Source organism: Pseudoalteromonas sp. Xi13 (assembly GCF_003952205.1).
Lineage (GTDB): Bacteria > Pseudomonadota > Gammaproteobacteria > Enterobacterales > Alteromonadaceae > Pseudoalteromonas > Pseudoalteromonas atlantica.
In genome coordinates this window covers 537921-555202 of sequence record NZ_CP034440.1, presented here as the reverse complement: position 1 = coordinate 555202, position 17282 = coordinate 537921, and the positions used below count along the sequence as shown (strand labels likewise).

20 protein-coding genes are annotated in these 17282 nt (G+C 38.1%); 18 read left to right on the top strand and 2 right to left on the bottom strand.

The window, feature by feature from the left end:
• The first annotated feature begins 8 nt into the window (after positions 1 to 8).
• The 11 genes from EJ103_RS18945 to EJ103_RS18895 all read left to right on the top strand — a co-directional run bounded on the left by EJ103_RS18945 (position 9) and on the right by EJ103_RS18895 (position 7813).
• Positions 9 to 401, top strand: coding sequence for a hypothetical protein (locus EJ103_RS18945; protein ID WP_126009393.1), 393 nt, complete (start codon positions 9 to 11; stop codon positions 399 to 401).
• Between the two features lie 95 nt (positions 402 to 496).
• A complete protein-coding gene (locus tag EJ103_RS18940; RefSeq protein WP_126009391.1) occupies positions 497 to 1000 on the top strand; it encodes a hypothetical protein in 504 nt (167 codons plus the stop codon).
• Positions 1001 to 1089: 89 nt separating this feature from the next.
• Positions 1090 to 1857: a hypothetical protein gene (locus tag EJ103_RS20310; protein ID WP_241232319.1), complete on the top strand. Its 768-nt coding sequence runs from the start codon at positions 1090 to 1092 to the stop codon at positions 1855 to 1857.
• Positions 1854 to 2384 carry a hypothetical protein gene (locus tag EJ103_RS18930; RefSeq protein WP_126009388.1) on the top strand — a complete coding sequence of 177 codons (531 nt, stop codon included), beginning with the start codon at positions 1854 to 1856 and terminating at the stop codon, positions 2382 to 2384. Before EJ103_RS20310 ends, EJ103_RS18930 begins: the two co-directional genes overlap by 4 nt.
• A gap of 55 nt (positions 2385 to 2439) precedes the next feature.
• The gene (locus EJ103_RS18925) at positions 2440 to 2874 is read left to right on the top strand and encodes a hypothetical protein (protein ID WP_126009385.1); all 435 of its coding nucleotides are present in this window, start codon (positions 2440 to 2442) and stop codon (positions 2872 to 2874) included.
• A gap of 485 nt (positions 2875 to 3359) precedes the next feature.
• A complete protein-coding gene (locus EJ103_RS18920) occupies positions 3360 to 4265 on the top strand; it encodes a hypothetical protein (protein ID WP_126009383.1) in 906 nt (301 codons plus the stop codon).
• Positions 4265 to 4744, top strand: coding sequence for a hypothetical protein (locus EJ103_RS18915; protein ID WP_126009380.1), 480 nt, complete (start codon positions 4265 to 4267; stop codon positions 4742 to 4744). The genes EJ103_RS18920 and EJ103_RS18915 overlap by 1 nt, the downstream gene beginning before the upstream one ends.
• Positions 4745 to 4822: 78 nt before the next feature.
• Positions 4823 to 5089 (top strand): hypothetical protein, encoded by a 267-nt coding sequence (locus EJ103_RS18910; protein ID WP_126009377.1) that lies wholly within the window; start codon positions 4823 to 4825, stop codon positions 5087 to 5089.
• 90 nt (positions 5090 to 5179) lie between these two features.
• Positions 5180 to 5959, top strand: a complete 780-nt coding sequence (locus tag EJ103_RS18905; RefSeq protein WP_126009375.1) for a hypothetical protein — start codon at positions 5180 to 5182, stop codon at positions 5957 to 5959.
• Positions 5960 to 6104: 145 nt separating this feature from the next.
• Complete coding sequence (locus EJ103_RS18900; protein ID WP_024032856.1) at positions 6105 to 6623, top strand: DUF6795 domain-containing protein; 519 nt, start codon at positions 6105 to 6107, stop codon at positions 6621 to 6623.
• Positions 6624 to 6646: 23 nt separating this feature from the next.
• A complete protein-coding gene (locus tag EJ103_RS18895; RefSeq protein WP_064387120.1) occupies positions 6647 to 7813 on the top strand; it encodes a lipase family protein in 1167 nt (388 codons plus the stop codon).
• Positions 7814 to 7827: 14 nt separating this feature from the next.
• Here EJ103_RS18895 and soxR read toward each other — a convergent pair whose 3' ends face one another.
• The gene (gene soxR / locus EJ103_RS18890; protein WP_024032854.1) at positions 7828 to 8289 is read right to left on the bottom strand and encodes a redox-sensitive transcriptional activator SoxR; all 462 of its coding nucleotides are present in this window, start codon (positions 8287 to 8289) and stop codon (positions 7828 to 7830) included.
• A gap of 77 nt (positions 8290 to 8366) precedes the next feature.
• On the opposite strand from soxR, the gene EJ103_RS18885 reads away from it, so the two are divergent.
• From EJ103_RS18885 to EJ103_RS18865, 5 genes are all read left to right on the top strand, one after another.
• Positions 8367 to 8840 (top strand): flavodoxin family protein, encoded by a 474-nt coding sequence (locus EJ103_RS18885; protein ID WP_126009372.1) that lies wholly within the window; start codon positions 8367 to 8369, stop codon positions 8838 to 8840.
• 64 nt (positions 8841 to 8904) lie between these two features.
• Positions 8905 to 9417: a DsrE family protein gene (locus EJ103_RS18880; RefSeq protein WP_126009369.1), complete on the top strand. Its 513-nt coding sequence runs from the start codon at positions 8905 to 8907 to the stop codon at positions 9415 to 9417.
• A complete protein-coding gene (locus tag EJ103_RS18875; RefSeq protein WP_241232318.1) occupies positions 9417 to 10040 on the top strand; it encodes a GDSL-type esterase/lipase family protein in 624 nt (207 codons plus the stop codon). The genes EJ103_RS18880 and EJ103_RS18875 overlap by 1 nt, the downstream gene beginning before the upstream one ends.
• A gap of 126 nt (positions 10041 to 10166) precedes the next feature.
• The gene (locus tag EJ103_RS18870; protein ID WP_126009366.1) at positions 10167 to 11717 is read left to right on the top strand and encodes an EAL domain-containing protein; all 1551 of its coding nucleotides are present in this window, start codon (positions 10167 to 10169) and stop codon (positions 11715 to 11717) included.
• A 58-nt stretch (positions 11718 to 11775) separates the two neighbouring features.
• Positions 11776 to 12297: a hypothetical protein gene (locus EJ103_RS18865; RefSeq protein WP_126009363.1), complete on the top strand. Its 522-nt coding sequence runs from the start codon at positions 11776 to 11778 to the stop codon at positions 12295 to 12297.
• A gap of 33 nt (positions 12298 to 12330) precedes the next feature.
• Here the strand turns inward: EJ103_RS18865 and EJ103_RS18860 are convergent, their stop codons facing one another.
• The gene (locus tag EJ103_RS18860; RefSeq protein ID WP_126009361.1) at positions 12331 to 14580 is read right to left on the bottom strand and encodes a TonB-dependent receptor; all 2250 of its coding nucleotides are present in this window, start codon (positions 14578 to 14580) and stop codon (positions 12331 to 12333) included.
• Between the two features lie 282 nt (positions 14581 to 14862).
• Here EJ103_RS18860 and EJ103_RS18855 point away from each other — a divergent pair, with 282 nt between their 5' ends.
• Together EJ103_RS18855 and EJ103_RS18850 are read left to right on the top strand one after the other, a co-directional pair.
• Positions 14863 to 15870 carry a LacI family DNA-binding transcriptional regulator gene (locus EJ103_RS18855; protein WP_024032846.1) on the top strand — a complete coding sequence of 336 codons (1008 nt, stop codon included), beginning with the start codon at positions 14863 to 14865 and terminating at the stop codon, positions 15868 to 15870.
• 164 nt (positions 15871 to 16034) lie between these two features.
• Positions 16035 to 17273 (top strand): MFS transporter, encoded by a 1239-nt coding sequence (locus EJ103_RS18850; protein ID WP_126009358.1) that lies wholly within the window; start codon positions 16035 to 16037, stop codon positions 17271 to 17273.
• The last annotated feature ends 9 nt before the right edge of the window (positions 17274 to 17282 follow it).

Sequence of the window (17282 nt, the reverse complement as noted above, 5' to 3'; positions counted from 1 at the left end):
GGTTAAATGTGAATATAAAAGATGAAGCACTCATGGATATTGCGCAATTATTTTTGCGCTGTTCTGATCTTATTGACTATGAGTGGAAGGAAGTTACTTTTGTTTTTGAGTTTGGCGAGGGGTGTACTTCTAACTCCGGCTTTTTATATGATGGTGAAGAGATTACACCTGCCGCAGCTTCAATTGAAGATGAACAATTGCTATTAGATAATACTTTAGAGCAATTAAGAGAAGATATTTATCAGCAATGCGGTGAAAAGTTCAATCAACTATTGTTTCAAATGGAGAATGAAACAAAGCGCTTTAAAGTAGACTTTGAATTTGATAATCCAAACCGGTGGGCTATTACACCTAGTAATATGTTCGAAATGCGAGAGAAACTTCGTCCTAAGTTTGACTGAGTTTTAACGTAATATTAATAAATACGTAGAGTATTATAATTAAGTCTAGTAACACTTTTATTAGACTTAAACCTTTTTAAACTGGGAAGTCGTAGATGAAACCAGGCAAAAAATTAAATTTTACTATTAATTCAAGTGAAAAAGTGTGTAGTCATTTACATGAATTTATTGATAAAGAAAGCGAAATAATTCCAAAACCATATATTATTGGTGTCAGTGCTGAACATTATACTCTGACTTGGTACTGTGAACTTTGTTGTCAGCAATATTCCTTGCCGACTCAGGGAGTATTTTTATTTGACTTTCCTGAAGATAAAGAAGAGTACGACGACCTTGCTTCTTTGAAAGAGCTTTATAGTTTTAAAGATTTAAAGTCATACGTTGATAGTTTACTTAATTTTAAAGTATCAGAAGTATGCGATAGCAATCCATTTTTAGCATTTGATAAAGATGAAGGCTCTACTCCAAAACACGTTAATCAAGAACTATTTTATTCGTTATCGAGATTAAACGATGAAAAAGTAGAGCAGATGGTAGAGAAAACATTAATGGTGCCATTTGGTACTGAGGTTGTCTTAGACGATTCAAATAACAAATAATTAGGAGACACACTTTAAATAGTAGGTGTCGATTTACTACTAATAAATTTTAATTTAAAAAATATAACATTAAAGAAAAGGATGTTTCGATGGCAGTAATCAGAATAACTCAATCTGTTGGGTTGGGTGGGATTAACAGTTCAAGTGATGTAAAAACGGTACAAACCGCGTTAAATAAATTACTAAAACTCATCCCGCCTACTCAAACTTTAATTGTCGATGGTCGCTTAAACCCTCGTCCAGAAAACTCAAAAACTATTGCTGCTATTAAGTTGTTCCAAAGCAAAGTATTAATCATGGCGCGGCCTGATGGAAAAATTAATGCTAACGATGTTACGTTTCGCAAAATCAATGAAAAGCTCGCCTTATTTAACTCTCAAAAAGCAGGAATGAAAGATCCTCAACTTTTTTTAAACAATGTAATAAAACCAACGCTGTTAAAAATCGGTTTATCATCAAAAAAAGCAGAAGTCTTATTGCTAGGTACAGCGATTCAAGAAAGTCGATTGAAGTATCGTCAACAACTAGGCGGTGGACCTGCGTTGAGTTATTTTCAGATAGAGCCTGCTACTCATGATGACATTTGGGATAATTACCTAAGTTATAGAGGAGAGTTAGCATTAAAAGTTAAAAGCTTAATGACTACTGAAGATAAGTTAAAAGAGCTAAAAGAGAATGATGCTTATGCATGCGCCATTGCTAGAATTCACTATTTAAGAGCGCCAGCTGCCTTACCTGAAGCTAATGATACTAATGCGCAGGCACAGTATTGGAAAACTTATTATAATACGCCACTTGGAAAGGGAACTGTGCAAGAGTTTATCCATAATTGGCAAACATATGGAGTAAGTATATGAATGTTTTTAAAGCCTTAATTTGTACTCTGCTATTAACGATAAGTCATACCGCTTTCGCGTCAGAATGTTTAAATATAAAAGTAACTAACCCTCTAAAAGTTGATGACAAAACAGGGCTATTGCAGTCATTGAAGTTTGAGCAAGTTAAATTACTCCACAAAGATAAATCAGGTATTTGCTTACCTACAAGGGATACTTACATCTTGTCTTTTAGTGAAGGGATCCCTTTTATTGCTACTCGATTAAAAGGTCATACGCCAGAAATAACATTGCTCGAAAAAGGCAAAAATTATTATGCATTAATAAAGTTTTATACAGGTAACAAATTGCAAGTACTAAAGGGATATCAAATCATCAACTCAGAGCTATACGCACTCCCTAATTTCACTTTAAGTAGTAATGTAAGCAATATTAGTATTGATGAAGGTGTTATTAGTGTAAAGAATACTAAGTTAGTTGAAGAGCACTCTATTGATTCAGTTACGCTTTATAACTTTGATTTATCAGGTGTATCAGTTAAGCATTAAGTAATGTATTTACTCAATAACTATAATATTGAATTGCCCAGGGCATTTAAAAAGCATGATAAAAAGTAACGTCGCAAAGTTTATTCTGGCTATTCCCTTGTTCTTTATTGTGTCATGTAATGCAGCTCAAAGTAGCTCGCAAATTATATTTAAATGTAATACTGATGAGCCTACACCCATTGAGCTGGTTGTTAGTAAAGTAGGTAATAAACTTCACTTAGATAAATTCATTATAAATGCAGCTACAGTTATTGATTCAGCAGATTTTAAAGCTCTAGAAAAATCAAGCTATCATCGCTCTTTGGTTACTGAACATAGTTTAACTTTTAATGGGGGGGAAAGTGAAGTTATAGTGAGTGATTACTATAGCGAAGAGTTTGATACAGTAACAAAAGAAAACACAGTCACACTACAAAAAAATGAAATAAAGAAATATTGGGTTTGTGATAGTACTGCTATTAGTAAATTAGCTTCTATTGAAGATTTTTAGCCAATTTAAAGTGCTGATCGCGCACACTATTTTATTAAGCCTTAGTTTTTGTGCTAATGCTCAACATACTGATTCATTAGAGCTTGATGGCTTTAGAAAAGCGGTCAATAGTGCTGACTATTTAGCTAAAGTAAAAGTTATTAAAGTGGAATATTTTCAATAGGTTGATGGTTCCCAAAGGCATGTTTTTACCGCTGATGTAGTTACTACCTATAAAGGCTCACTCATAAACAAATCTCTTATGAGATGTTTGTTGAGAGAGGTGAAGATGTAATGTTTAACTCGGCGCCCATTTACCTAGTATTTTGTAAGAGTTTAAGTGGGTCTTACTATTGGCCTGGTACTGGCTCAGAGTTTAAACCTACACATGATATTAATGCTTGGATAAATGAAAATAGACTTCGTATGTCTAGCTTTAACAGAGTAAATAAGTTCAATGCTGTAAATAAGCTTGAAAAAAGTAATTAAATTAAAAGGAGTTTTTTATGTTTGGGAATGAATACCAACGCCACAAAGAAAGACAGTTAAAAGTTCGACTTAGTCATGAAATAAATCAAGCAAGGCTATTTAAAGATATTGACAAACTTCCGGGGTTGACTGGCGCTGGGGTTATGTATATTGATTCAAGCTTTACGGTTGTAGAGTTGAGAGCTTATAGTGGCTCATCTTTAACTCGTCCGAAAATAGTACTTCGCGAACAACCAAAAAATATGAATCAGCAAGAGTTTGCAGGTCATTTGAAAAATAGTCAGAGTAGTGCACGAGAATCACGGTTAGTTGGGGAGGTTGCCGGTACAGTTTTAAGTTGTAGTGCAGCTGTGTTAGGCTGGATAGTCGTTTTTGGTAGTGCTGCGGCGATCCCAATTTCTGGCGGAACAAGTTCTGCCGTTACATATTTAGCAGTGGCTGCCAGTACAGCGAGTTCACTTCAATGCATTAACGGTGGTGTCAGAACCTATAACGAAAGCGTAAACCCTGAATTAAACGACTTATATGACTCTAAGGAATGGTATCAGAATGTAACTATGGCGCTTGATGTAGTTTCACTGGCTGGAGCTGCCGCTGCCGCAACTCTAAAAGCAGTTAAACTACTAAAAGCAAATACCAATAAAACTACTGAGGCTCTTCTAAAAGGCCTTTCTAGTAGTGAAAGAAAACGTTTAACCCAAGATATAATTAGGTTGAACCACCCTGGCGTTTCTAACCAAGTATTGAAGAGGATGGTCAGAAACGGACAATTTCCTAAGCGCTATAGCGGCGTTCAAATTACCCAAGCATTGAGATTACAGCTAAAGGATACTATTGGCGCATCCTTTAGTTTTGGGGGAAGTGCGTTATCTGGTACGGTGAATTCACTTGCAATTGGTATATATGAGGAGTTGAGTAAATAGTGTCTAAAAACGATGAGGTATTTCTATTATTTCCACCATGGAAGCTTTTACGTAGGTTTCTATTAGTAACAGTGCTCTTACTTTTGGGAACTGTATACTCCGGAATGACTGTGTTAACGCAATACTTTGATACAGAACCTGAGTGGCTGTTAGGCATTTTATTTTCTACAGGGATAGCATTTTGCCTTATAAATTTTAAAGTAAGCCAAGGCTCTTTTTTTTGCGCAAATATATTAAAATTCTATGCTTTATTTTTAGCTGTGATTTGCTTACCGGCTTTTATAATTTTAGAAGGTAATGGGTATTATATTGCAACAGTTATCAATATAGCCTTTATGTTGCTCTCTTTTTATTTAATTAAAGGAGAAAAATACCAAGGTCTTGTTAAATATCAGTATGATTTTTTTAAAGATATAAAAGACGCTCGTGCTGCTGTCGAAAAAGAAATGGCAAAAGGTAACCGAAGGAACAAAAAGTAATAAAATTTTATTTACCTTTATTCAATTTAGAACACTAGGGAGCTATAAACGCCTAAGCTAAGGCGCTATAGAAATGATATGGAACAACAAAACCAACAAACACTAACTAACCTTGTTTACGATATATACGAAAACCCAACCTTAATAGAAGAGCATCAAGTGCTTATCATGCCCTTGTTGAGCGATTTAGTTGCTAGTGCGCCAGCTGGATTTGAGGGTATGGCGACGATGATTAATACCCATATTTCTAATGGGTTTAAATTCAAAAATCCTAAAATACAAAAATTTGAACTTGAATCAGGGCTTTTAAAACTTAAAACATACTTTCAAAAAATAAACCTGTAATACCTACCTCTCTTTATTATTGAGCACCCTCATTTTTAATTTTAATGCAGCATAAGTGCTGCATTCGTTTTTTCTCATTAAGGATGATGTATGAGCCTTATTACCACGAGTATTTTAATGCTGTTTTTACAGCCTTTATTTGTATATTTAGCTCTTTTTAAAGAGTCTGAGCAAAGTGCCCGAAACCGTTCACTAGATAACGAAGATGCTATGTATCTATTTATAGCGCCAGGGTTAGCTGTATTTTATCCTGATGACTTTTGGCAGGCAGTACTTTATTTAGGAAGTGTATGCCTACTAGGTTTAATGCTTGCCATTATTGTAAAAAGCAAAGCTAAAAAACGATTAACAAGGGATGACGCTATCGGGTTTACAATTGCCAGTTTTTTATTTTTTTGGCTTATAAAATTAATTATTGCTGGGATAGGGTATCTTTTTAGCGAAAATGCCGCGAATGCTTCAGCGGCCGACATAGGCCATCAAGCTTATTCATCAACTTCAGGTGAGCTTTTAAACTGGGGGTATTTATATTATCAGTTTTGGCCAACGCTATACTTTTCACTATCCATGCTAACCACTTTAGTTATAAAAATAATTGAAAGCCGGTTTGATAAACATTCAATTTCAGACTCGCTGTTAATTTTGGGTGCAGTTTTAGCTGGCGTATCACCGTTATTTGGCAATGCTTTTATTTTAGGTGTGATAGCTAACTTTTTTATATTTTTTGTTGTGTGTACGGCATGCATAGAAATTGATAAAAAGAGCGACCCTTCAGCCGGTGCTATTAGTATTATGTATGCTTTTTTGCTTATGGGCGGCATCATGTTTAGTGGCATTGGTAAATTAATATATACACTATTTTATAATTAGATTAGTGATTGTTTTTTGATTAAAAAACATGCAGTATAATTGTACCTAATTAGACCCCTACTTTTTCAGCATAAATATGGCTGGTGTAATTAATTAGCCTTATATATTAAGTAGTTTATAGCTAGGCCTTGGGAGAGAGTTTGCTTTGTTTTTATCGCGCTTAAAAATTTTTGTATTGGTAATAGTCTCTATTGCCGTTGTTTTTTTTACTACATCACAGGCTTGTGCAGATATGTTTGGCTTTTTTAATAAACAAGAATTTTATTTATCGGCTCCAGTAAAAGGGCAGTTATTAGATAATGGGCAGCCAGTTGCAAACACTAAAGTGATGCGCTCACTTACCTATGGCGATGAATACGTTGATGAAACCACAACAGATGAGCAGGGTTATTTTACCTTCACAGAAAAAACAATAAAAACAGGTAAACCTTCTAATATGTTTGATAACGACTCGCTGGTTCAACATATTTATTTAGAAAACGGCACGCCAGAAGGGATTGTTCTATGGTACACACTTGTTTCAATTCATGAAGATAGCGATACACTCAAAGCGCTTCTTGCACACTTAGAGTGTGATATTGGCCAAGAGCCACAAACTTACGATATTCCAATTAAAGAAGATACAAGCCACACTTTTGCGATATACACATCATGTAAACTTTAACTATTTATTTAAAGGGAACTTATATGAATACTTTGACACCCACTCAAGCCGTACAATTAGCAAACCTTGCTTATAAAGCAAAAAGTATTAAAACCACTAATTTACTCAATCGCACACTTCATGCCTCTTTGCGCGACAATTTTAACTTTTCAGTTAACCCTGGCGCAGTACAAGGGGTAACGGGCAGCTTTTTTTCTCATTTATTTAATTTAAGCACGGGCTTTGCTTTAGTAGGGCATGGGCTTGGCGCGTATGAGGGCGATTCGGTTATAACTATTCGGGGGACTAACTCGCTAAGAGATGGATTAACCGATGGGCACTTTGGTGTGAGTGGTGGGTCAAATGGCAGTATGGTGCATGCTGGTTTTAATAAGACCTTTTATAGTATGAAGCCTGCGCTGCAAGAGTTTATAGCAGCGAATATTCAAGATAAAGTAACGGGTTGCGTTCATTTAGTTGGCCATAGCTTGGGTGGTGCGTTAGCGACGCTTTCTGCTGATTGGATCAAAGCTGAGTATTCACTTCCTGTAAAATTATATACGTTTGGTTCTCCACGTGTTGGGCTTGAAAACTTTTCTCGCGCAGCAACATCCAGAATCGATAAAATTTATCGCTGTACACATGGGGCTGACCCAGTGGCTAAAGTGCCTTTATGGCCTTTTTCGCATGCTCCGCACAATGGCCAAGAAATACGTTTAGATAGTGGACAAGGTTTAAAAGGTGCTGCTCATACTCTTGCTGGTACGCCTGGCTACTTAAACACTGCCAATAGCAATAATTGGAACAACTTAACTATACAAGCTAATCACTTTTTAAACATGCCTGTGCGTTTAAAATTTGAAGACAGAAATCAAGCATCATTTACCTCACATTGGGCAGATAAACTAGGTGCTGCATTAATTACCCTTTTAAAAGATGCAGGCTATTACAGCGCAGTTGCTGCCCAAGCAGCTATTGGTACTGGGCTCACTTTTTACGATATGTTGGCGCGAACGCTTGATAAAATAGCTAAAGCGTCAGCCTCGTTTGCAACACAAACCTTAGGTTTATTAGGGCATATGTTAGTGTTTGCAGGCAAAGTAATTAGTAAAGCGGTGGAGCTGACTTATAGCTTTATAAAATCTGTTTTCGACTCAACCCTAGGCGCTTTATACAGAGCTGCAAGAGAAGGGCTTAGCGGCCTAGACTAACCTTAATTTAAATCTCAATCTCGCTCTAACAAAATAGCACCACTTTGGTTTTCGCCTAAGTGGTCGTTTTTGTTATACATAGGGCACTTACTCATAGATAAACACCCACAACCAATACAGCCATCTACGCGGTCGCGTAGGCGCTGCATATACGCTATGCGCTCATCAAGCTGTGCTTGCCATTGCTTTGAAAGGGCTGACCAGTCTTTTTGTGTGGGAGTGCGCTGCTCAGGTAATGTGGCCAGGGTGTGTTTAATTTCATCAAGTGTTATTCCCATGGCTTGTGCGGCTTTTATTACCGCTATACGGCGCAGCACATCTTTTTTATAGCGGCGTTGGTTGCCGCTATTTCGCCAACTACGTATGAGTCCTTTTGTTTCGTAAAAGTGTAGGGTTGATACTTTTACGCCGCTGCGCTTAGCGACATAACCTACGGTTAGGTTAGCCTCGGTTAGTTTTTTTTGATCTATTGGCATTGTTTTAAATTTCCGGTTGACCTCAATATAAGTTGAGGTTTTAAGCTTCTTTCAACATTAAAAAAGGAGCTAACTAAATGCAACAAAAACTTAAACGCAGCACTGTTATTATTTACTCAAGCGCACGTAAAAATGGTAATACGCAGGCACACGCTAACAGCTTTGCTGAGCAAAACGATGTAAGGATAATATGCTTAGATGATTATAAAATAGAGCCATACTGCTACAGTAAAAACTATAAAAACGATGAGTTTTACGCAGTATTTGAAGCACTATTAAAGTATGACCACTGGGTGTTTGCCTCACCCGTTTATTGGTACAGCACCACGGTACAAATGAAATTATTTATTGATAGAATAACCGACTACATGGACGATGAAGCATTAAAACCAAAATTACGAACGCTGCGTAGTAAGCATTTTTCAGTGCTTTCTAATGCGTCATCAACTGAAGCGCCGGCGTGTTTTGTAGAGCAATTTAAAAATACGTTTAGTTATTTAGGTATGCAGTTTATTAATCATCACCATAAAAGTACCCAAAAGGTTGCTTAAATTGCAGCCTTTTTTGGTTGTCTCTGGTAGTTTAGTAATACGCTTAAAAACACAGGATTGTTTTATGAAATATTTACTAGGGTTAGTGCTGCTTTTTAGCCCGTTTATTAATGCTAATGAGCAACCAATTAACGGGTTTGGTAATTATTATAATGTACCCGAGCATGACAAAATTAATAGCTCTACGGTATTTAAAATAGCATTTGATGTTGCCGATGGCGCAAAAAAAGGCGAGCAAAATAATTCAATAAATTCGTTAGCGCGTTTTATTAACATGCATGTAGCGCATGGTGTAAAGCCTGAAAACATTCAACTTGCATTAGTTGTGCACGGCAGCGCAAGCGTTGATGTGTTAGCTAATAGCGAATATAAAAAACGCTTTAGTGCTGATAATAAAAACCAAGCGTTAATTAAGCAGCTACTTGCTAATAACACTCAGGTGTATGTGTGTGGGCAATCGGCAACTCACTTTAAAGTAACGCCTGAATTGCTCATTGATGGCGTAAAAATGTCGCTTTCTGCGATGACCGCGCACGCACAACTTCAACAACAAGGCTATACGCTTAATCCATTTTAATGACGCAAATAACAAAAAATATACTCTGCTTTGGCGACTCTAATACGTGGGGTTTAAACCCCGAAACAGGTAAGCGCTATGATGAAAAGACCCGTTGGACCACGCGGTTACAGCAACAGCTAGGCAGCGGCTTTACCGTAATAGAGTCGGGGCAGCCAAACCGTACGCTTGTGAATAACCCGCCTTTTACGGGGGAGCTTAATGGTATTCGCTATTTAAAACCCGATTTGCAGCAACATGCTTTACACACACTCATTATTGCACTTGGCACTAACGATTTAAAAAAGCGTTTTAACTTACCCCCAGCAGATATAGCCACCGGCCTTACGCATTTTATTGGCTCTATTAAGCAATTTTACTCGCTCGCTAATTTACCGAACATAATTGTTATTGGTCCTTTATTTATTAACCCTCAGCATGGGTTAAGCCGTATTTATTTAAACTGTGATCAAAAGTTACAACCCTTAAACGCTCTCTTTAAACGTGTAGCACACGAGCACGCGCTTAATTACGTTGATATATCACACCTTAACGCCCCCCTAGGGAGTGATGGTATACATTTAAATAGCCAAGGCCATAAGCAGCTTAGCGATATACTCAGCCACCTGGTTTTGCAATTATAATGCAAACAAATCAATAAATTAAAAACGTAATTTGCTTTAATTATTTTACAAGCTTGATTGCTTTTATGCCCAGATATGCAATTATTATTGCACCTGACTCACACACAGCTTCTTTAAAAAGGTGTTATGAAACAATATCAACGTAGGTCTTTAATTGCAGTATTAAGCGGTGTCGTGGTTTTTATTATATGTGCTAGCACACTGATGTACTTTGCTGCACAAAAGCTAAGTAGGCAGTTAGCGCGAGATTCAAATTATATTGTTCAACACATAGATGCTGCCGCAACAGAACGTAGAAAAATTTTAACCCGCCTAAATAACGCAAACGCTAAACAATGTAATAACAATACATTGATAGAAATGCGCCGCGCGTTGTTTGATGCACAATACGTGATAGATATTGGCTTTTTTACAAATAATGAACTGGTTTGCACCACCGGTGCAGGAAAGCTGGCAGCTACAATTACCGATAATCCTCCCGACTACATTCGAATTGATAAATACGATAATAAACCTGTGCGCGTAAGGTACGAACCGCAATTGTATTTGCTTTTGTTTAGTGGCCGTGCAATGGAAGTGATAATTGTAAGGCAAGGTAGTTACAATTTAATAGTCGATACGCGCGCTTTTAACGATAAAGTGATTGTGTCGACCAAATGGGAAGTACTTTATAAAAATACGCGCGAGACATTTCATTTAGCGGGGGCTAAAGGGGTTTATGAACAGGTTGAAAATAACGCATTTTTACCTTATGAATCAATTATTAAATGCAGTACCAATAACCCAGGGTACTGCGCAGCCGCACAACTACCGTGGAGCCAATTTTTTGATGATAATCAATTTTTATTGATTATTTCGCTTATTTTAATTTCGTTAGCGGGTGTATCGAGTGGACTGTTAATTGACTATAGCTTAGCGGCTAGGCGCTCAACTATTACGCGGGTGCGCAAAGGTCTTAAAAAGGGCTCATTTTATTGGACCTACCAACCCATTATTTGTTTGCAAACAGGTAAAGTGGTTGGCTGTGAGGCATTGGCCCGTTTTGAAGATAAATACGGGGTTTTATTCCCTGATCAATTTATTCCTATTATCAGAAAAACCAATTTAACGTGGCGCTTTACCCAAGCCATGATTGAAAAAGTACTTTATGAGCTAACCACCGTTGAGGCATTACCGCGCAATTTTAAAATTTCTATTAATATTTTTCCCTACGATGTAGAAACAGGCAATATTGCGCTTTTAAAAGACATACCTGCACTCACCGATTCGCGCTTTATTATTTGTTTAGAAATAACAGAAGACGAATACTTAGACTCAACAGTTGCCCATACCCACTTTAAAAGGCTGGTTGAGGCGGGCTTTAATTTATCGATAGATGATTTTGGTACGGGTTACTCTAACTTAAAAAACCTACAAAACTTGAGCTTTCATCAACTTAAAATTGACCGCACCTTTGTACAAGACATAACAACACAAGGCTTAAAGGCATCAATGATCCCCAATATTATGGCGTTGGTACGTAAGTTTAACTACACCTGTGTAGCAGAAGGCATAGAAACAAATGAGCAAGAAGCCATACTAAAACAAGCTGGCGTACATTACGGCCAAGGCTGGAAATATGCCAAGCCCATGGCACTTCGAGAGTTTAAAGCGTATTTAAAATTGCAAACGGTTTAAACCTGTTTTACCTCATACACGTATCAGTATGATATTTATAACAATGTAAGGTTTTAAAATGATTAAAATAATAGCCAGCGCATTTATGGTGTTAATGCTTAGTGCGTGCTCAGCTCAATACCCAAATCAGCAAATTACCGGTAAGCAGTTTCCTACCATTAGCGGCCAAAGCCTAGATGAGAAAAGCGTAACCATACCGAGTGATTTTAAAGCCGATAAAACCTTGTTACTTATTGGCTATAAACAAGATAGCCAATTTGACATAGACCGTTGGTTAATTGGCTTAGATATGACAGGGGTTACATTACCCACTTACGAACTGCCTACCATAGCAGGTATGGCCCCGCGTATGTTTAGTACATTTATAGACAGCGGTATGCGCAAGGGTATACCAAAAGAGCTGTGGGGCGGGGTAATCACTATTTATGAAGATGGTGAAGCTGTGCAAAAATTTACAGGTAATAAAAACCCAAACAATACTCGCGTTGTTTTAATAGATAGCAAAGGTAAAATTTTACATTTTTACGATAGGGGCTTTTCGGTCGAGGCGCTTAATAAACTAAACGAAAAAATAAAATAAAGGGAGCCAAGCTCCCTTTAGTATTAAGTGTGTTTAAAACGCATAACTTACACTAAAGCGCGTAGTGCGTGGCATAATATAGCGGCCATTTGGGGCATCGGCATTACGTGGGTCGCCCTCTGTTATACCTTGCTCATCCGTTAAGTTATCAATGGCCAGTTGTAGTTTTATGCCTTCCATAGGTTCTAAAATTAAACCTAAGTCTACTTTTTCGTAGCCATCAAGAGTCACCGTGTTTTCGTTGTTACCAAAGCGGTCATCAACAGCCGACAGTGTGCCATATAACGCGGCATACATACCTTGTAGCTCAAAGTCGTAGCTAGGTGTGATACGCACTTGCCACTTTGGCTGACGCTGAGATTCATTTCCTTCATTGGTTGGGCTTTGCGTAATTTCGGTTTCTTGTAGTGTGGTATTTAAATTAACCGAAAAACCCGCCTGATGATTAAAGTTATAATCAAGCTCAACACCGTACGCTTCGTTTGTTAAAATTTCTGCAGGTACACCTGGGCGGCGTACAAATGTATCGCCCTTAACTTCGTTAACAAACAAGGTAGCGTAAAAGTCTGTAGAGTCAGAAATTAGCTTGTAGCCAAATTCGCCTTGGGTTACTTCTTTAATTAGCTTTTCGCCGCCTTCATAAGCGCTAAAGTTATCTCTAAAGTCGTCAAAGTAAGGCATTTTATAACCACGGTTTACGCGTGCAAATACACCCATGTCATCGTTTATTGAATAGTTAATCCCCGTGGTCCACGATGTTTTACTTTCATCATAGTTAACTGTTTTGGTAATAATTCCATTAAGGCCTTCATCAACACTGTATTCTACTTCATGACTTTCGTGGCGCACGCCTGCATCTAATGTAAAGTCGTCGGCAAATTTGTATTGAGCTGTTACATAAAACGCATGGGTGCGCGCATCACCTGTTGAGCTAATATCGTAGTTAAAATCGCAGCCATCAGTGCTTTGATTACACTCAATGCCAGTTAGCGACTCGCCGCCTGCTTCTAGTACGTGGTAAGCCGTATTACCTAAACTCCACCAATCGTTTGCCGATGTACTGGCTGTGTAGTAACCAAACGTGGCTGATAAATCATCAAATTGCTTTGAAAACGCTAAATCGTTTGTAAATGAGCTAATTTCTTTAAGTACAACCCAGCGTCCAAGCTGTTGTATAGGGGTGTCGCTTGCGTATTCTGTATTGGTTACTGCACCAAATGCGGTTTGCCCATTATCGGCAACTGCACCAACCGTGGTTGCTGAGCCACTTGGCACCAACCCGTATGTATTGGCATCTCCTTTAGTTATATTAAAGCGGTCAGAAAATTGCCAACCATTATCAAGCTCTAACTTAATGCTACCGCCCGAAACATGCCCATCCCAGCCTCGGCCATCTCCTAGGTCTATATCATGTGCTTGTGCATCAGGGCCTGTGAATATTGTTGCTTGGCGGTTCAATGTGCCAAGTTGGGTATATTCTGCGTCAATCCCTTCAATATTAAGTGGAGTAGGTAAGTACCATGCACCATGGTCATCTGTTTGACGGGTATAAAAATTAAGCTCGCCGTTATCTAAATCTTTAGTGATATTAATGGTAAATTGGCTGCCTTTCTCAGAGGTAAAACCTGCATCACGAATACCCGGAGAGCTTTTTACATACCCGCCAACCATAAAGTATAAATCGTCAGTAATTTCACCACTAATAACAGCATCTACTCGTTGTAGGTCGTAATCAGATGTTGTGTATTTAAATAAGCCCTCGGTGTCTTCACTACCGCGCTTTAGCCTAAAGTTAGTTGTTAAACCCGGTTGGCCGTTTGATAAAACAGGGTTCGGCCCACCGCGTAAAGCCTCCATGGTCTCAATCGTTTCATCAATTCTAAAAAGTGAAGAGTTTTCTAAAAACGATAAAGTAGGGGCTGGGTAAACGGGTGACCCTTCAATACTTAGGGTTAAAAATGGGGCGTCACCGCCGCCAGGAAAACCACGTACAAATACATTGGCACCAGATTCACCCCCTGAGCTTTCTACCCAAACCCCAGGTACGGCTTTAAACAGATCGGCAGTGCTTTTAGGTGAAAGTTTAATAATTTGCTGGCTATCAATATTTGTAACAGCGTAGCCTGCATCTATTTTTCTGATGCCGACCCCGGTAGGTGTGCCCGAAACAACAATTCGCTCTACCTTGGTTTCTTGTGCTTGCTCTTGTGCAAAGGTGGCGTGTGAGCTCAAGGCTAAAGTTATAGCGCACGCTAATGTACTTTTTGCTTTATTGAATGTCATGTGTGATCCCGTTTTTAGTGTGTTAAACAGTGTGTTTTTTACTGCGCTGTATACAAATTTTTTATGTAAACAGGCTGTATATGATGAAACCTTAAAGATTAATGCAAACGTTTGCAATATTTATTTGTAAATTATTTATGAATTATATTTGTAGAAATATTGAGCGTAAAAGCCTAGGTATGGCTTTTTTAGCCTGTGAGGCAAGCCAGAAAAAATTAATAATGCTATATTGTCAGCTAGTTACATTAAACATTAGTTAATACAACGCGGCTCAGGGTTTTCATGGATAACAAAAAAATAAAATTAGCTGATTTAGCAAAGCTGGCAGGGGTGTCTACCTCTACGGTTTCGCGTGCTTTAAATGACAACCCATTAATAAAACAAGAAACACGCGATAAATTAAAACAACTCGCTAAAGAGCATAATTTTAGTTTAAACACCGCTGCAAGCCGCTTGCGAACGCAAAAAACAAATGTTGTTGCTGTTATCATTAACTTAGATGAACAAACCGAACAATCGATTAGCGATCCATTTTTACTTAAAGTGGTTAGCGAAATTAATCTTGCACTTAATCAACAAGGGCTAGAGCTTTTATTGTCTAATTCAATAATGGCACAGCACGATTGGGCTAATTACTTTATTAATGGCCGAAGGGCCGATGGCATTATTGTGGTTGGGCAAGGTAAAGATCAGCGCAATATAGAGGCGGCTGCTAAAGCGGGGATCCCTTTGGTTGTGTGGGGAGACCCTAAAACACCCAGTAATTACCCTATTGTAGGCAGTGATAACTACCTAGGTGGAATGCAAGCCACTGCGCACTTAATCGAACACGGTGCAAAAAATATTTTATTTTTAGGCGACCCAGAGCACGGTGAAATTAGCGAAAGACACCGTGGTTATGTGGCTGCGCTATCTACGCATAAACTAGAGCAGCACGTTGTTTCTATTGATATTACTAGTAGTTCGGCGTATCAAGAAATTAATAGTCTATTACGCGAAAAAGGGCTCTACTTTGATGCAATAATGGCTTGTAGCGATATGGTTGCCTTAGGTGCAATGAAGGCGTTAAAAGAGCGCTATGTCAGTATTCCTAACGATGTTGCATTGGTGGGCTTTGACGATATAGCAATGGCAGATATTAGCCATCCGTCGCTTTCAACAATTAAACAAAATACTCAATTAGCGGCTGAACTTTTAGTTAAAAAGCTTATGCAACAATTTATGGGTCAAAAAGTTGAATCTCAAGTTATTGATATAGAATTAATAACTCGTCAATCGAGTAAACGTTGATTTATGAATGATAGATACAAATTTTAAAACTTAAAATGCAAACGATTGCATTGATTTTTATTCTACACTAAACTCAACATTCACTGACACAAACACACACGCTAATTACCCAAAGGTGTTAGCTTTAATCGTTATGGCGCACTGCGTTATAAGTAAGGCAAGCTATGAGTAAAACAAAAATCACACTAGCAATTGCTGCAAGCTATTTTATTTTCGCAATATTATTAAATAGCGTAGGAACAGTCATTTTGCAGGCAATAAACACATTGGGCGTTAGCAAAACTGAGGCGTCTGTTTTGGAAGGGTTTAAAGACTTATCAATTGCGATAATGTCTTTTGTTGTTGCCTCGTTCATTCCTAGATTAGGGTATAAGCTCGCAATGTTAGGGGCTTTAGCGGTCGTTGCATTAGCGTGCTTAAGCACCGCACTGATCAGCGAATTTTATATGTTTAAAGTGCTATTTGCAGTGATAGGCTGTGGCTTTGCGGTAGTCAAAGTTTCTGTTTATTCGATTATTGGCCAAGTAACCGAAGATGCTAATAGTCACTCGTCACTTTTAAACACCATCGAAGGCATTTTTATGGTGGGTGTATTAAGTGGTTATTGGATTTTTACCGCCTTTATAGACCCAAGCCAAAGCAATGCGTGGCTCAATGTTTATTACGCGTTGGCTGCGCTTACTTTAATTGTATTACTAAGTGTTGTTATTGCACCGATTGCGCCTGCAATTGATAAAAATAAAACTGACTCTAGTTTGAGTGACTTTATAGCCATGCTTAAATTAACGTATCAGCCCTTGGTGCTTATTTTTATTATAAGTGCATTTTTATATGTCCTTATTGAACAAGGCGTAGGCACTTGGCTGCCAACCTTTAATAACCAAGTTTTACAATTGCCAGTGGCTATAAGTATTCAGTTAGCGAGTATTTTTGCAGCGGCGTTAGCGTTTGGTCGTTTAGTTGCGGGGCAGGTGCTTAAGCACATTAATTGGTTTTTTGTACTGTGTGGATGCTTAGTCGCCATGGCATTACTTATTATTATAACGTTACCCCTAACTGAAAACCTACCTAATACAGTAATCACCAGCCTATTTGATGCACCACTGGCTGCATTTGTTTTGCCCCTCATTGGTTTTTTTATGGCGCCAATTTATCCAGTGTTAAATTCGGTAATGCTCAGCGCATTAGAAAAGCACCAACATGCAGCCATGACAGGATTAATCGTTGTGTTTTCAGCACTTGGAGGCACAACTGGTTCAATGATCACAGGCTACGTATTTGAGCATTTTAGTGGTCAGCACGCATTTTACCTGTCGTTAATTCCCATTAGCTTAATTTTCATAAGCGTGATTATTTTTAAACAGCGCACCCGCGCCATTTCTCAGCACGCGGCCAGCATATAATTGATTTAG

Excerpts from the sequence above, each read along its gene's own strand:
- EJ103_RS18930 (WP_126009388.1), top strand. The coding sequence starts at position 1,854 with ATGAATGTTTTTAAAGCCTTAATTTGTACTCTGCTATTAACGATAAGT.
- EJ103_RS18920 (WP_126009383.1), top strand. The coding sequence starts at position 3,360 with ATGTTTGGGAATGAATACCAACGCCACAAAGAAAGACAGTTAAAAGTT.
- EJ103_RS18850 (WP_126009358.1), top strand. The coding sequence starts at position 16,035 with ATGAGTAAAACAAAAATCACACTAGCAATTGCTGCAAGCTATTTTATT.
- EJ103_RS18905 (WP_126009375.1), top strand. The coding sequence starts at position 5,180 with ATGAGCCTTATTACCACGAGTATTTTAATGCTGTTTTTACAGCCTTTA.
- EJ103_RS20310 (WP_241232319.1), top strand. The coding sequence starts at position 1,090 with ATGGCAGTAATCAGAATAACTCAATCTGTTGGGTTGGGTGGGATTAAC.
- soxR (WP_024032854.1), bottom strand. The coding sequence starts at position 8,289 with ATGCCAATAGATCAAAAAAAACTAACCGAGGCTAACCTAACCGTAGGT.
- EJ103_RS18885 (WP_126009372.1), top strand. The coding sequence starts at position 8,367 with ATGCAACAAAAACTTAAACGCAGCACTGTTATTATTTACTCAAGCGCA.
- EJ103_RS18860 (WP_126009361.1), bottom strand. The coding sequence starts at position 14,580 with ATGACATTCAATAAAGCAAAAAGTACATTAGCGTGCGCTATAACTTTA.
- EJ103_RS18865 (WP_126009363.1), top strand. The coding sequence starts at position 11,776 with ATGATTAAAATAATAGCCAGCGCATTTATGGTGTTAATGCTTAGTGCG.
- EJ103_RS18875 (WP_241232318.1), top strand. The coding sequence starts at position 9,417 with ATGACGCAAATAACAAAAAATATACTCTGCTTTGGCGACTCTAATACG.
- EJ103_RS18870 (WP_126009366.1), top strand. The coding sequence starts at position 10,167 with ATGAAACAATATCAACGTAGGTCTTTAATTGCAGTATTAAGCGGTGTC.
- EJ103_RS18895 (WP_064387120.1), top strand. The coding sequence starts at position 6,647 with ATGAATACTTTGACACCCACTCAAGCCGTACAATTAGCAAACCTTGCT.
- EJ103_RS18940 (WP_126009391.1), top strand. The coding sequence starts at position 497 with ATGAAACCAGGCAAAAAATTAAATTTTACTATTAATTCAAGTGAAAAA.
- EJ103_RS18910 (WP_126009377.1), top strand. The coding sequence starts at position 4,823 with ATGGAACAACAAAACCAACAAACACTAACTAACCTTGTTTACGATATA.
- EJ103_RS18925 (WP_126009385.1), top strand. The coding sequence starts at position 2,440 with ATGATAAAAAGTAACGTCGCAAAGTTTATTCTGGCTATTCCCTTGTTC.
- EJ103_RS18855 (WP_024032846.1), top strand. The coding sequence starts at position 14,863 with ATGGATAACAAAAAAATAAAATTAGCTGATTTAGCAAAGCTGGCAGGG.
- EJ103_RS18880 (WP_126009369.1), top strand. The coding sequence starts at position 8,905 with ATGAAATATTTACTAGGGTTAGTGCTGCTTTTTAGCCCGTTTATTAAT.